Source organism: Micromonospora sp. DT31 (assembly GCF_049841795.1).
Taxonomy (GTDB): domain Bacteria; phylum Actinomycetota; class Actinomycetes; order Mycobacteriales; family Micromonosporaceae; genus Micromonospora.
The window spans coordinates 254,486-268,210 of sequence record NZ_JBNCKZ010000006.1 but is presented as its reverse complement, the minus strand read 5'-3'; the positions used below and the strand labels follow the sequence as shown (position 1 = coordinate 268,210).

At 71.3% G+C, this 13,725-nt stretch carries 13 protein-coding genes; 7 read left to right on the top strand and 6 right to left on the bottom strand.

Annotation, left to right across the window (positions count from 1 at the left end; genetic code table 11):
* Window position 1: 1 nt before the first annotated feature.
* Both ACLQ2X_RS13355 and ACLQ2X_RS13350 read right to left on the bottom strand, forming a co-directional pair.
* Window positions 2-1,348, bottom strand: a complete 1,347-nt coding sequence (locus ACLQ2X_RS13355; RefSeq protein WP_425681313.1) for an aspartate aminotransferase family protein — start codon at window positions 1,346-1,348, stop codon at window positions 2-4.
* Window positions 1,349-1,496: 148 nt separating this feature from the next.
* Window positions 1,497-2,009 (bottom strand): Lrp/AsnC family transcriptional regulator, encoded by a 513-nt coding sequence (locus ACLQ2X_RS13350; RefSeq protein WP_425681312.1) that lies wholly within the window; start codon window positions 2,007-2,009, stop codon window positions 1,497-1,499.
* A 205-nt stretch (window positions 2,010-2,214) separates the two neighbouring features.
* On the opposite strand from ACLQ2X_RS13350, the gene ACLQ2X_RS13345 reads away from it, so the two are divergent.
* From ACLQ2X_RS13345 to speB, 7 genes are read left to right on the top strand one after another with little or no spacing between them, the layout of a single operon-like run.
* The gene (locus ACLQ2X_RS13345) at window positions 2,215-3,399 is read left to right on the top strand and encodes an extracellular solute-binding protein (protein WP_425681311.1); all 1,185 of its coding nucleotides are present in this window, start codon (window positions 2,215-2,217) and stop codon (window positions 3,397-3,399) included.
* Between the two features lie 5 nt (window positions 3,400-3,404).
* The gene (locus ACLQ2X_RS13340; protein WP_425681398.1) at window positions 3,405-4,559 is read left to right on the top strand and encodes an ABC transporter ATP-binding protein; all 1,155 of its coding nucleotides are present in this window, start codon (window positions 3,405-3,407) and stop codon (window positions 4,557-4,559) included.
* Entirely contained in the window at window positions 4,556-5,467 is a 912-nt protein-coding gene (locus ACLQ2X_RS13335; RefSeq protein ID WP_425681310.1) for an ABC transporter permease, read from the top strand. Before ACLQ2X_RS13340 ends, ACLQ2X_RS13335 begins: the two co-directional genes overlap by 4 nt.
* Complete coding sequence (locus tag ACLQ2X_RS13330; RefSeq protein WP_425681309.1) at window positions 5,464-6,294, top strand: ABC transporter permease; 831 nt, start codon at window positions 5,464-5,466, stop codon at window positions 6,292-6,294. Before ACLQ2X_RS13335 ends, ACLQ2X_RS13330 begins: the two co-directional genes overlap by 4 nt.
* A complete protein-coding gene (locus ACLQ2X_RS13325) occupies window positions 6,291-7,712 on the top strand; it encodes an NAD(P)/FAD-dependent oxidoreductase (protein ID WP_425681308.1) in 1,422 nt (473 codons plus the stop codon). The genes ACLQ2X_RS13330 and ACLQ2X_RS13325 overlap by 4 nt, the downstream gene beginning before the upstream one ends.
* A complete protein-coding gene (locus ACLQ2X_RS13320; RefSeq protein ID WP_425681307.1) occupies window positions 7,712-8,914 on the top strand; it encodes a saccharopine dehydrogenase family protein in 1,203 nt (400 codons plus the stop codon). Before ACLQ2X_RS13325 ends, ACLQ2X_RS13320 begins: the two co-directional genes overlap by 1 nt.
* Complete coding sequence (speB, locus tag ACLQ2X_RS13315; RefSeq protein ID WP_425681306.1) at window positions 8,911-9,924, top strand: agmatinase; 1,014 nt, start codon at window positions 8,911-8,913, stop codon at window positions 9,922-9,924. The genes ACLQ2X_RS13320 and speB overlap by 4 nt, the downstream gene beginning before the upstream one ends.
* Window positions 9,925-9,969: 45 nt before the next feature.
* Here speB and ACLQ2X_RS13310 read toward each other — a convergent pair whose 3' ends face one another.
* The 4 genes from ACLQ2X_RS13310 to ACLQ2X_RS13295 all read right to left on the bottom strand — a co-directional run bounded on the left by ACLQ2X_RS13310 (window position 9,970) and on the right by ACLQ2X_RS13295 (window position 13,712).
* Entirely contained in the window at window positions 9,970-10,413 is a 444-nt protein-coding gene (locus ACLQ2X_RS13310; RefSeq protein ID WP_425681305.1) for a hypothetical protein, read from the bottom strand.
* A 121-nt stretch (window positions 10,414-10,534) separates the two neighbouring features.
* Complete coding sequence (locus ACLQ2X_RS13305) at window positions 10,535-10,882, bottom strand: DUF779 domain-containing protein (RefSeq protein ID WP_425681304.1); 348 nt, start codon at window positions 10,880-10,882, stop codon at window positions 10,535-10,537.
* Entirely contained in the window at window positions 10,882-12,387 is a 1,506-nt protein-coding gene (gene adh, locus ACLQ2X_RS13300; RefSeq protein WP_425681303.1) for an aldehyde dehydrogenase, read from the bottom strand. Before adh ends, ACLQ2X_RS13305 begins: the two co-directional genes overlap by 1 nt.
* 41 nt (window positions 12,388-12,428) lie before the next feature.
* The gene (locus tag ACLQ2X_RS13295; RefSeq protein ID WP_425681302.1) at window positions 12,429-13,712 is read right to left on the bottom strand and encodes a transcriptional regulator; all 1,284 of its coding nucleotides are present in this window, start codon (window positions 13,710-13,712) and stop codon (window positions 12,429-12,431) included.
* Window positions 13,713-13,725: the final 13 nt, after the last annotated feature.

Genomic DNA, 13,725 nt, shown 5'->3' with positions numbered 1-13,725 from the left:
CTCAGAGTCGCGACCAGGCCTCGGTCAGCACCGCGCGCAGGATCTGCTCGATCTCGTCGAAGTGCTGCTGGTCGGCGATCAGCGGCGGGGCGAGCTGCACCACCGGGTCGCCCCGGTCGTCGGCCCGGCAGTAGAGCCCGGCGTCGAAGAGCGCGGTGGAGAGGAAGCCGCGCAGCAGCCGCTCCGACTCGGCCTCGTCGAAGGTCTCCCGGGTCACCTTGTCCTTGACCAGCTCGATGCCGTAGAAGTAGCCGTCGCCGCGTACGTCGCCGACGATCGGCAGGTCGTGCAGCTTCTCCAGGGTGGCGCGGAACGCTCCCTCGTTGGCCCGGACGTGCCCGATCAGGTCCTCCCGGGCGAAGACCTCCAGGTTGGCCAGGGCGACGGCGCAGGAGACCGGGTGCCCGCCGAACGTCACCCCGTGGGCGAACATGCCGGTCTCGGTGAGGAACGGCTCCATCAACCGCTCGCTGGCGATCATCGCGCCGAGCGGGGCGTAGCCGGAGGTGATGCCCTTGGCGGTGGTGATGATGTCCGGCTGGTAGCCGTAGCGCAGCGCGCCGAAGTACTCGCCGAGCCGGCCCCAGGAGCAGATCACCTCGTCGCTGACCAGCAGCACGTCGTACTCGTCGCAGATCTCGCGTACCCGCTGGAAGTAGCCGGGCGGCGGCGGGAAGCAGCCGCCGGAGTTCTGCACCGGCTCCAGGAAGACCGCGGCGACGGTCTCCGGCCCCTCCCGCTCGATCGCCCGGCCGATCTCCTCGGCGGCCCAGCGGCCGAACGCCTCGGCGTCGTCGCCGTGCTCCGGCGCGCGGTAGAAGTTGGTGTTCGGCACCTTGATGCCGCCGGGCACCAACGGCTCGAAGTCGGTCTTGATGCCGGGCAGGCCGGTGATCGACAGCGCGCCCATCGAGGTGCCGTGGTAGGCGATGTAGCGGCTGACCACCTTGTGCTTGGTGGGCTTGCCGGTGCGCTTGAAGTAGGCCCGGGCCAGCTTCCACGCCGCCTCGACGGCCTCGGAACCACCCGTGGTGAAGAAGACCCGGTTCAGGTCGCCGGGGGTGAGCGTGGCGATCTTCTCAGCCAGCTCGACGGCCTTCGGGTGGGCGTACGACCAGAGCGGGAAGTACGCCAGCTCGCCGGCCTGCTTGGCGCCGGCCTCGGCCAGCTCGGCGCGGCCGTGGCCGGCGTTGACCACGAAGAGTCCGGCGAGGCCGTCCAGGTAGCGGCGGCCACGGGCGTCCCAGACGTACGCGCCTTCGCCCCGGACGATCGTCGGGACCTCGCCGGCGGAGTAGCTCGCCATGCGGGTGAAGTGCATCCAGAGGTGGTCGGTGGCGTTGGCCATGTCAGCCCCATCGGGTCTCGGGCCGGTCAGGGGTGACACCGGCCGCTCTGCCCACGGTTATCCCACAGATGATGCCGATAAGGCAAGTCAAGATGCCTTGTCGCGACGGATCCAGTGTCCGGTTAAGGCTCGGTCAACGGAATCCGTATCAGGCGGTGCCCCAGCTGTAGGTCTGCTTGCGCAGCTTCAGATAGACGAACGCCTCGGTGGCCACGACGCCGTGGACGCCGCGCAGCCGCTGCAGGATCTCCAGCAGGTGTGCGTCGTTGCGGCAGACCACCTCGGCCAGCAGGTCGAACGACCCCGCGGTGATCACCACGTAGTCGATCTCCTCGAACTCGGCGAGCCGGTCGGCCACCGACTCCAGGTCGCCGTCGGTGCGAAGGCCGATCATGGCCTGCCGCGGGAACCCGAGCTGGAGCGGATCGGTCACCGCGACGATCTGCATGACCCCGGCGTCGAGGAGGCGTTGCACCCGCTGGCGTACCGCCGCCTCGGACAGGCCGACCGCCTTGCCGATGCTCGCGTAGGGGCGGCGCCCGTCCTCCTGGAGCTGCTCGATGATCTGTTTGGCGACGTCGTCGAGCAGAGCGTGACTGGCGCCCTCACGTACGGTCACGCGACGGTTGCCGTTTCCGCTCTCCTGCTGCCGGTTGACCATCGACGCTCCCCAAGTCCGATTCTCTGCGATGAGCGTAGTGCCCCGGCGCAGTCTGGCGTATTTCGTGGTCAGTGGCTATTCCTGCAACGGAATCCCTTGTGAGCGAGGGTTTCTCATGTCAGGATCAGTCGTCCATCGCCACTGACCCTCCCGCCGGCGCGCCGCCCCCGTCCCGCCGCCGACGATGTCCCCAAGGAGTCGTCACATGCGTCGTACCCACCGGCCCCTGACCCGGCGTGGCCTGCTCACCGGGGCCCTCGGCTCGGCCGCGCTGCTCGCCACCGCGGGCACGCTCGCCGGCTGCGGCACCAAGGGCGCCCAGCAGACCGAGGCCGGGTGCAGGAGCGAGGACCTGTCCGCCACCGAGAAGAAGGTCGCCTTCTCGAACTGGCCCCAGTACATGGACACCGACGAGAAGGACGAGTCCAAGCGCCCCACGCTCGACGCCTTCGTCGCGGCCTCCGGCATCCAGGTGACCTACACCGAGGACGTCAACGACAACAACGAGTTCTTCGGCAAGGTGCGCAACCAGCTCGCCGGCTGCCAGAGCACCGGCCGGGACGTCATGGTCCTCACCGACTGGATGGCCGCCCGGATGATCCGGCTCGGCTGGGTGCAGAAGCTGGACAAGGCGAAGATGCCGAACGTCGAGGCGAACCTGCTGCCGTCGCTGCGCGGCCGGTCCTTCGACGCCGACACGCAGCTCGCCATCCCGTGGCAGTCCGGCCTGGCCGGCCTGGCGTACAACGCGAAGGTGACCAAGGAGATCCGCACCGTCGACGAGCTGCTCACCCGTCCCGACCTCAAGGGCAGGGTGACCGCGCTGTCGGAGATGCGCGACACGATGGGCCTGCTGCTGCAGTCGCTGGGCCACGACCCGGCAAACTTCACCCCGGCCCAGTTCGACGACGCGCTGAACAAGCTCAAGAAGGCCGTCGACAGCAAGCAGATCCGGCGGTTCACCGGCAACGACTACGCACCCGACCTGGCCAAGGGCGACATCGCCGCGTGCATCGGCTGGTCCGGCGACGTGGTCCAGCTCGGCTTCGAGGACGACAAGATCAAGTTCGTGGTGCCGGAGTCCGGCGTGCTGCTCTGGTCGGACAACATGCTGGTGCCGAACAAGGCCACCCACAAGGCCAACGCCGAGGCGTTGATGAACCACTACTACGACCCGGCGGTGGCGGCGAAGCTGGCCGCGTACGTCAACTACATCTGCCCGGTGCAGGGCGCGCAGGCCGAGATGGAGAAGATCGACCCCGACCTGGCCACCAACCCGCTGATCTTCCCGGACGACGCGATGCTCGCCAAGGCGAAGGTCTTCATGGCGCTGGACGAACAGCAGGAGAAGGAGTACGAGACCAAGTTCCAGCAGGTGATCGGCGCGTGAGGAAGATGGCGCAGCAGACCCCGGCCGGCGACCTGCGCCTGGCCGACCTGACCAAGCGGTTCGGCATCTTCACCGCCGTCGACGACCTCACCCTCACCATCGCGCAGGGCTCCTTCTTCGCCCTGCTCGGCGCGTCCGGCTGCGGCAAGACCACCACCCTGCGGATGATCGCCGGGCTGGAGCAGCCCACCAGCGGGCAGGTCCTGCTCGGCGAGCAGGACATCAGCGGACTGCGGCCGTACAGGCGGCCGGTCAACACCGTGTTCCAGAGCTACGCGCTCTTCCCGCACCTGGACATCGCGGAGAACGTGGCGTTCGGGCTGCGCCGCCGGGGCATCCGCAAGGTGGGCGACCAGGTCGAACGGATGCTCGCGCTGGTCCAACTCGACGGGTACGGGCGGCGCCGACCGGCCCAGCTCTCCGGCGGCCAGCAGCAGCGCGTCGCGCTGGCCCGCGCGCTCATCAACCACCCGCAGGTGCTGCTGCTCGACGAACCGCTCGGCGCGCTCGACCTGAAGCTGCGCCGGCAGATGCAGATCGAGCTGAAGCGGATCCAGACCGAGGTCGGCATCACGTTCGTGCACGTCACCCACGACCAGGAGGAGGCCATGACGATGGCCGACACCGTCGCGGTGATGAACGCCGGCCGGATCGAACAGCTCGGCGCGCCCGCCGACCTCTACGAATACCCGGCCACCGCGTTCGTGGCGAACTTCCTCGGCCAGTCCAACCTGCTCGCCGCCGACGCCGGCGGGCACGTCGGCGACGACGTGCTCGTCACCGCGCACGGCGCGCGCTTCTCGGTGCCCGGCGGCCGGGCCCGGGTCACCGACGGCCCGGTCTTCCTCGGCGTACGCCCGGAGAAGCTGCACCTGACCGGCGGCCCGGACCAGGTCCCGGCCGGACACCAGTACCTCGCCGGTGTCATCACCGACACCTCCTACGTCGGGGTGAGCACCCAGTACCTGGTGCGTACCGCCTGGGGCAGCGAACTGTCCGCGTTCGCGGCGAACAGCGGACTGGGCGGGCGGCTGGCCGTCGGGACGCCGGTGACCGCGCACTGGGACCCGCGGCACGCGTTCCTGTTGCCCCGGCAGGCCGGCGAGGACGACCAGACCACACCGGTGCTCGACGAACCGCCGGTGGGTGCGCTGCCATGACCGCGCTGGCCCACGTGCCGACCTCCGCCGGTCAGCCGCCGCCACCCCCATCGCCCCGACGCGGGCGGCACCGGCTCCTGCCGTACCTGTTGCTGCTGCCCGGAGCGGTCTGGCTGCTGGTCTTCTTCGCGTTGCCCCTGGTCCAACTCGCCTCCGCCAGCCTCTACGACCCGGCCGGTTCGCTCTCCACCGGGTACGCGATGACCTGGGCGGTCGACAACTACCCGGACGCGTTGCAGGCGTACTGGCCGCAGTTCCTGCGGTCCTTCCTCTACGCGGGCATCGCGTTGGTGCTGGCGCTGCTGATGGGCTACCCGCTGGCGTACGCGATCGCGCAGAAGGCCGGCCGGTGGAAGAACCTGCTGCTGGTGGCCGTGGTCGCGCCGATGTTCACCAGCTTTCTGGTGCGTACGCTGGCCTGGAAGACCATCCTGTCGGACAACGGCGCATTGGTCGGGCTGCTACGCGACGTGCACCTGCTCGGGCCGGACGGCCGGCTGCTGGCCACCCCGATCGCGGTGGTGCTCGGCCTGACGTACAACTTCCTGCCGTTCCTGGTGCTGCCGCTGTACGCGAGCCTGGAGCGGCTCGACTCCCGGCTGCTGGAGGCGGCCGGCGACCTGTACGCGAGCCCGCTGCGCGCGTTCACCAAGGTCACCCTGCCGCTGTCGATGCCCGGCCTGATCGCCGGCACGCTGCTGTTCTTCATCCCGGCCACCGGCGACTACATCAACGCCGAACTGCTCGGCACCCCGAACGAATACATGATCGGCAACGTCATCGACTCGGCGTTCCTGGTCCGCCTGGACTACCCGCAGGGCGCGGCGCTGTCGTTCCTGCTGATGGCCGCGATCCTGGCGATCGTCTTCGTCTACCTGCGAAAGGCCGGCACGGAGGACGTTCTATGAAACTCAGGCGCTGGCTCGCCGACCGGTGGGTGATGGGCGTGGCCCTGCTCGTCCTCGGCTACCTGACGCTGCCGATCATGGTGGTCGCCGGGCTGTCCTTCAACCGGCCGTCCAGCCGGCTGTCCTACGACTTCAACGAGTTCACCCTGGACAACTGGGCGCAGCCCTGCGCCACCACCGACATGTGCGACGCCGTGGTGCGCAGCATGCAGATCGGGCTGATCGCCACCGTGGGGTCCACCCTGCTCGGCACGCTGATGGCCTTCGCCCTGGTCCGGCACAGCTTCCGCGGCCGGTCCGGGCTCAACGGCCTGATCTTCCTGCCGATGGCCACCCCCGAACTGGTGATGGGCACCTCGCTGCTCGCCCTCTTCGTCGCCGCCGGGGTGCCGCAGGGCTTCTGGACCATCGTCATCGCGCACGTGATGTTCTGCGTGTCGTTCGTGGTGGTCACCGTGAAGGCCCGGCTCGCCGGCATGGACCGGCGGCTGGAGGAGGCCGCCATGGACCTGTACGCCAGCGAGTGGCAGACGTTCCGCCGGATCACGCTGCCGTTGGTGCTGCCGGGCATCGTGGCCGCCGCACTGCTGGCGTTCTCGCTCAGCTTCGACGACTTCATCATCACGAACTTCAACGCCGGCACCACGGTCACGTTCCCGATGTACGTCTGGGGCGCCGCCCAGCGGGGCATCCCGCCGCAGGTCAACGTGATCGGAACCGCCATGTTCGTGATCGCGTTGCTGCTGGTCGGGGCCAGTTCGCTGCGGGGACGGCGAGCCCGCCGGGCCGCGCTCGCCGTGGTCGCCACTCCGGCGGGAAAGCCATGACGTCGCCGCGCACCGAGCGGGCGCTCGCCGACGCCGCCCCCGTGTCGTACTGGCTGGACCGGCCGCAACGCCCCGACCCGCTGCCCCCGCTCACCGGGCCGCACACCGCCGACCTGCTCGTGGTCGGCGGCGGGTACGCCGGCCTGTGGACCGCGCTGCTGGCCAAGGAGGCCGACCCGGACGCCGACGTGCTGCTGGTCGAGGCGGGCACCTGCGGCTGGGCGGCGTCCGGCCGCAACGGCGGGTTCTGCGCCGCGTCGCTGACCCACGGGCTGGCCAACGGCGCCGAGCGGTTCCCCGACGAGATCGACGAGCTGGAACGGCTGGGCCGGGAGAATCTGGACGCCATCGCCGCCACCCTGGACCGGCACCGCATCGACTGCGACTTCGAACGCACCGGCGAACTCGCGGTGGCGGTCGAGCCGTACCAGCTCGACGGGTTGGCCGCGGACGCCGAGATGGCCCGCCGGTACGGCCACGACGTGCGGCTGCTCGATCGGGACGAGGTACGCGCCGAGGTGGCCTCCCCGACGTACCTGGGTGGGATGTGGGACCGGGACCGGGTGGCCCTGCTCGACCCGGCGAAACTCGCCTGGGGCCTGCGTCGGGCCGCCCTGGACCTGGGCGTACGCGTGCACGAGCACACCCGGGTCACCGGGTTGGCCCGCGACGGCGCGGTGCTGCGCGCCACCACGGCCGGCGGTCGGGACGCCGCGCCCGGCGCGGTGCGGGCCCGGCGGATGGTGCTGGCCACCAACGCGTTCCCGCCGCTGCTGCGCCGGCTGCGCGCCTGGGTGGCGCCGGTGTACGACTACGCGCTGATGACCGAGCCGTTGACCGCCGCGCAGCGCGACGCGATCGGCTGGCGGCACCGGCAGGGACTGGCGGACACCGGCAACCAGTTCCACTACTACCGGCTCACCGCCGACAACCGGATCCTGTTCGGCGGCTACGACGCGATCTACCACTACGGCAACCGGGTGACGCCCGCGCTGGAACAGCGCGACGCCACGTACCGCACTCTGGCATCGCACTTCTTCGACACCTTCCCCCAGTTGGCGGGGCTGCGGTTCAGCCACCGCTGGGGTGGGGTCATCGACACCTGCACCCGGTTCTGCGCGTTCTTCGGCACCGCCTACGAGGGGCGCCTGGCGTACGCGGCCGGGTTCACCGGGCTGGGCGTCGGTGCGACCCGTTTCGGTGCCCGGGTGACGCTCGACCTGCTGGCCGGCGCGGACACCCCGCTGACCCGGCTGGAGCTGGTCCGGCGCAAACCGCTGCCGTTCCCGCCGGAGCCGGTCCGGTCCACAGGCATCAACCTGACCCGCTGGGCCCTCGCCCGCGCCGACGCGCGCGAGGGACGGCGCAACCTCTGGCTCCGCACGCTCGACCGCTGTGGGATGGGGTTCGACTCCTGATGCGTATCCTGCTCGTCGGCGCCGGTGGCGTCGGCTCCGCCGCCGTATCCATCGCCGCCCGCCGATCCTTCTTCGAGGCCGTCGTGGTCGCCGACCAGGACCCGGCGCGGGCCACCCGGGCCGTCGCCGGCCACGGTGACCGGTTCCTGGCCGCCACCGTGGACGCGTCGTCCGCGGACGCGATCGCCGCGCTCTGCCGCGAGCACCGCATCACGCACGTGCTCAACGCGGTCGACCCACGCTTCGTCATGCCGATCTTCGACGGGGCGTTCGCCGCCGGGGCCGACTACCTCGACATGGCGATGTCGTTGTCCCGTCCGCACCCCACCCGCCCGCACGCCGAGACCGGCGTGAAGCTCGGCGACGAGCAGTTCGCCGTCGCGCAGCGGTGGGCCGCCGCCGGCCGGCTGGCGCTGTGCGGCATCGGCGTCGAACCGGGCCTGTCCGACGTGTTCGCCCGCTACGCCGCCGACGAGCTGTTCACCGAGATCGACGAGATCGGGGTACGTGACGGCGCCAACCTCACCGTCGCCGGCTACGAGTTCGCGCCGTCGTTCTCCATCTGGACCACCATCGAGGAGTGCCTCAACCCGCCGGTGGTCTGGGAGGCAGGGCGCGGCTGGTTCACCACCGAACCGTTCAGCGAGCCGGAGGTGTTCGACTTCCCGGCCGGCATCGGCCCGGTCGAGTGCGTCAACGTCGAGCACGAGGAGGTGCTGCTCATTCCGCGCTGGGTGCGGGCGAGGCGGGTCACCTTCAAGTACGGCCTCGGTGCGGAGTTCATCGAGGTGCTGCGCACCCTGCACAAGCTCGGCCTCGACTCGACAGAACCGGTGCGGGTGCGCGGCGCCGAGGTGTCACCGCGCGACCTGGTGGCCGCCGCGCTGCCCGACCCGGCCACGCTAGGCGACCGGATGAGCGGCAAGACCTGCGCCGGGACGTACGTCACCGGCACCGGACCGGACGGGCGTCCCCGCCGCGTCTACCTGTACCACGTGGTCGACAACGAGTGGTCGATGGCCGAGTACGGCCACCAGGCGGTGGTCTGGCAGACCGCGGTCAACCCGGTCGTGGCACTGGAACTGTTGGCCACCGGTGCCTGGTCCGGCGCGGGTGTGCTCGGTCCGGAGGCGTTCCCGCCGGCACCCTTCCTGGACCTGCTCACCGGCTACGGTTCGCCGTGGGGGATGGAGGAACGATGACCCGCTACGGCGCGATGTTCGGCCCCGACGTCACGTTCCTGGGCGTGCCACCGTGCACCGTCGAGGAGCCGGTCACGTACGCCGACGCCGATGTGGTGATCATCGGTGCGCCGTTCGACGGCGGCACCTCGCACCGGCCGGGCACCCGCTTCGGCCCTTCCGCCATCCGGCAGGCCTGCTACCTGCCGCACGACGGGTCCCGCCCGTCGTTGGCGCTGCGCATAAACGGATTGAAGGACCTGTGTGTCTACGACGCCGGGGACGTGGAGATGTTCGCGGGGGACATCGAGCGTTCGCTCGCCGCGCTGGAGACCGCCGTGTACGCGGTCGCCGCCGCCGGGGCGATCCCGGTGGTACTCGGCGGCGACCACTCGATCGCACTTCCCGACGCCACCGGGGTGGCCCGGCACCACGGGCCCGGCCGGATGTCACTCGTGCACTTCGACGCGCACGCCGACACCGGCGACGTCGAGTTCGGCTCCCTGCACGGGCACGGCCAGCCGATGCGCCGGCTCATCGAGTCCGGCGCGGTACGCGGCGACCGGTTCCTCCAGATCGGACTACGCGGCTACTGGCCCGGCCCGGAGACGCTGGCGTGGATGGCCGAGCAGCGGATGCGCTCGTACGAGATGACCGAGATCGTGGCCCGCGGACTCGACACCTGCCTGACCGAGGCGTTCGGCATCGCGACCGACGAGTGCGAGGGCGTGTTCCTCTCCGTCGACGTGGACGTGGTCGACCCGGGAATGGCGCCCGGCACCGGCACCCCCGAGCCGGGCGGGTTCACCTCCCGGCAACTGCTCGACGCGGTGCGCCGGGTCTGCTACGAACTGCCGGTGGTCGGGCTGGACGTGGTCGAGGTCGCCCCGCCGTACGACCACGCCGACATCACCGCCCACCTGGGCAACCGGGTGGTGCTGGAGGCGTTGTCCGCGATCGCCCGCCGTCGCCGCGACGCCACCGGCGGAACCCCCTGGAACCCCACCCAGCCTCTCCTGGATTCGCGCTGAGTTCATGACCGGACGGGTTCGGTCCGGGCTGCCACCGCTTCCGGGTCAGGGACATCGCTTCCGGAGGCGCAGGCGTTCGGTGGTCTCAGTGAGGGAGTTGGGCTCGACCACCAGGCGGGCTGTCGCGGCGGCCGGGCCGGGACGGAACGAGCCCCGGTCGGCGGGGATGGTGGCGGTCCAGGTGCCGGCGGTGCGCTCGTCGGTGCACGCGCCGATGACGCCGAACCCGAAGCCGGTGACCGGGCCGCGCCGCACCCGCTGGTCGAGGTGCACCTCGATGTACGCGAGGCCGCGCTCGGCGCCGCAGTCGAACCGGCCGCCGACGGTGGCGGCGTGCGCCCGCACGTCGGCCGCACCGAACCAGTTGACGGAGATGGTCGGCGAGGGCGCCGGGGCGGCGACGGCCGCGCCCGGAGCGAGTCCGAGCACGGCGACGGTGGCCAGGGCGGTGAGGCCGGCGGCGAGCAGGGGCTGTCGGACCGGTTTCATGCGCGGTCTCCTGACGGGCGGCGGTGGGTGCGGCCCGGCGGACGCGGGACGCGAACTCCGAAGTGGACACCGTCAGCATCCCACCGCCGCGATGCCGGCGAGCTGCAAGATCTCCGACAGGTCAGCGGTTTAGGTGGGAGCGGATGAGGAAGCGGACGCCCTCGGGGGCCTCCAGGGAGAAACCGCTTCCCCGGCCGGGCACCACGTCGACGGTGAGCCGGGTGTGCCGCCACAGGTCCCACTGGGCCTTCGCCATCCAGAACTCCACCGGCTCGGGCACGCCGTCGACCGTGAGCGAGGCGAGCAGCACGTCCGAGCCGCCGGTGCGGAACTCCCCGGCCGGAAAGCACATCGGGGCGCTGCCGTCGCAGCAGCCGCCGGACTGGTGGAACATCAACGGGCCGTGCTGCCCCCGCAGCGACCGGATCAGGTCGGCCGCCGCGGGGGTCACGGTCACCGGGTCACCCATCAGAAGTAGCCCAGCTTCTTCGGGGAGTAGCTGACCAGCAGGTTCTTGGTCTGCTGGTAGTGCTCCAACATCATTTTGTGGTTCTCCCGGCCGATGCCGGACTGCTTGTAGCCGCCGAACGCGGCGTGCGCCGGGTACGCGTGGTAGCAGTTGGTCCACACCCGGCCGGCCTGGATCGCCCGCCCGGCCCGGTACGCGGTGTTCAGGTCCCGGGTCCACACGCCCGCCCCGAGCCCGTACAGTGTGTCGTTGGCGATCTTCACGGCGTCGTCCAGGTCGGCGAAGGAGGCCACCGACACGACCGGGCCGAAGATCTCCTCCTGGAAGATCCGCATCGAGTTGTCGCCCTCGAAGATGGTCGGCTCGACGTAGTAGCCGCCGGACAGTTCGCCGCCGAGGTCGGCACGTGCGCCGCCGGTCAGGACGCGGGCGCCCTCCTGCCGCCCGATGTCCAGGTAGGACAGGATCTTCTCCAGCTGGTCGTTCGACGCCTGCGCGCCCATCATCGTGTCGGTGTCCAGCGGGTGTCCCTGCGTGATCTGCCGGGTCCGGTCCACGGCGGCGGCGAGGAAGTCCGCGTAGTGGCCCTGCTGGATCAGCGCCCGGGACGGGCAGGTGCAGACCTCGCCCTGGTTCAGGGCGAACATGGTGAAGCCTTCCAGGGCCTTGTCCAGGAAGTCGTCGGACGCGGCGCTGACGTCGTCGAAGAAGATGTTCGGGCTCTTGCCGCCCAGCTCCAGCGTGACCGGTTTGATGTTCTCGCTGGCGTACTGCATGATCAGCCGCCCGGTGGTGGTCTCGCCGGTGAACGCCACCTTCGCCACCCGGGGCGAGGACGCCAGCGGCTTGCCGGCCTCGGCACCGAAACCGTTGACCACGTTGAGCACGCCCGGCGGCAGCAGGTCGCCGATCAGCGAGAGCAGGTAGTGGATCGAGGCGGGCGTCTGCTCGGCCGGCTTGAGCACCACCGCGTTGCCCGCGGCCAGTGCCGGGGCGAGCTTCCACACCGCCATGAGGATCGGGAAGTTCCACGGGATGATCTGCCCGACCACACCCAGCGGCTCGTGGAAGTGGTAGGCCACGGTGTCGTCGTCGAGTTCGCCGAGCGAACCCTCCTGCGCCCGGATCGCGCCGGCGAAGTAGCGGAAGTGGTCGATGGCGAGCGGGATGTCGGCGGCGAGCGTCTCTCGTACCGCCTTGCCGTTCTCCCAGGTCTCGGCGATCGCCAGGGCCTCCAGGTTGTCCTGCATCCGATCGGCGATCCGGTTGAGGATCAGCGACCGCTCGGCGACCGACGTGCGGCCCCACGCGTCGGCCGCGCCGTGCGCCGCGTCGAGTGCCTTCTCGACGTCCTCGGCGGTGCCCCGGGCCACCTCGCAGAAGGGCTGCCCGGTCACCGGGGTCGGGTTCTCGAAATACTTCCCCCGGTGCGGTTTCACGTACTCGCCGCCGATGAAGTGGTCGTAGCGGGACTGCCAGTGGGTGGGGGCGTCGTAGCGCGTCATGGGTACCTCCGCCGTCCGTCGAGGGTGGATGGCGGCCGAGGCTAGTTACCGGGACGTTGCAGGAACGTTGCGCGCGGCAGCGCGTACTCCTCGGCGAGCTGGCGGGCCCGCGCCAGCGCCAGCGGCCGGCGTGGCGCGCCCGGCGGCAACACCCGCACCAGGGCCTGCCACGCGACGAGGTCGTCGGTCCCGGCCGGCGTCGCGGTCCAGGCCGCCAGCAGCCCCGGGTCCGCGACGGCCAGCACGGCCGCGCGGAGCTGGCCGTCGACCAGGCGGCGCAGCCGCGCCACCCCCGGCGCGTCGGAGCCGGGCAGCAACGGCCCGGGGTACGCGCGCAGCGCCGCCGCCGGATCGCCGCGTTCCAGCAGTTCCGTGACGGTACGGAAGTCGGTGCGCACGGCCGGCCGCAGCCGGTACGGCCGGGAGTCGAGCAGTTCCTCGCCGAGCGCCCGGCGCAGCCGGGACAGTTCGGCGCGCAGGGTCACCGGGCGCGTCCGGTCGTCGCCGTAGAGGTCCAGCCCGAGCTGCTCCCCGGTGCGCCCCTGCGGGTGGTCGGCCAGCAGCACCAGCAGCTCGCTGTGTCGCCGGCCGAGCCGGATGCGCCGACCGCCGACCCGCAGTTCCGCCTCGTCCCGGCCGAGCGCGGCGACGTGCACCACGCCCGGGGCGGCGGGCGCGGCAGCGGCCAGGTACGCCTCGGCGGCCCGCGCGGTGGCCCGGACCAGGGCGAGGCTCTGCGGGTTGGCCAGGTGGTCGCCGCCGGTGATGTCGACGGCGCCGAGCAGCACGCCGGTGACCGGATCGTGGATCGGCGCGGCGGCGCACGTCCAGCGCTGCACCGGCCGGACGAAGTGCTCGGTGGCGAAGATCTGCACACTGTGGTCGACGGCGAGGGCGGTGCCGGGGGCGTTGGTGCCGGCGTGCGCCTCGTCCCAGCGCGCGCCGGGGACGAAGTTCATCCGCTCGGCGTGCCGCAGCACGCCCGGGTGGCCCTCCACCCAGAGCAGCCGGCCGCCCGCGTCGCAGACCGCCATCAGGTGCGCGCCGTCCTCGGCGATGCCGCCGAGCAGGTCGCGGAAGAGCGGCAGCACCCCGGCGAGCGGGTGCGCGGCACGGTAGCTGGCCAGGGCGTCGTCGGTGAGGTCGACGGGCGCGGTGGCCTCCGGGTCGAGCAGCGCGGAGCGTTCCCAGGAGCGGCGTACCACGTCGCGGACCCGACCGGTGGCGGTGCCGGCGGTGAGGAACGCCTCGTGGGCGGCACCGATCTGCGCGATCCGCTCCGCCGGATCCGCGCCGAACTCCAGGGCGAGCCACGGGTCAGCCATCGGCGACCTCCTC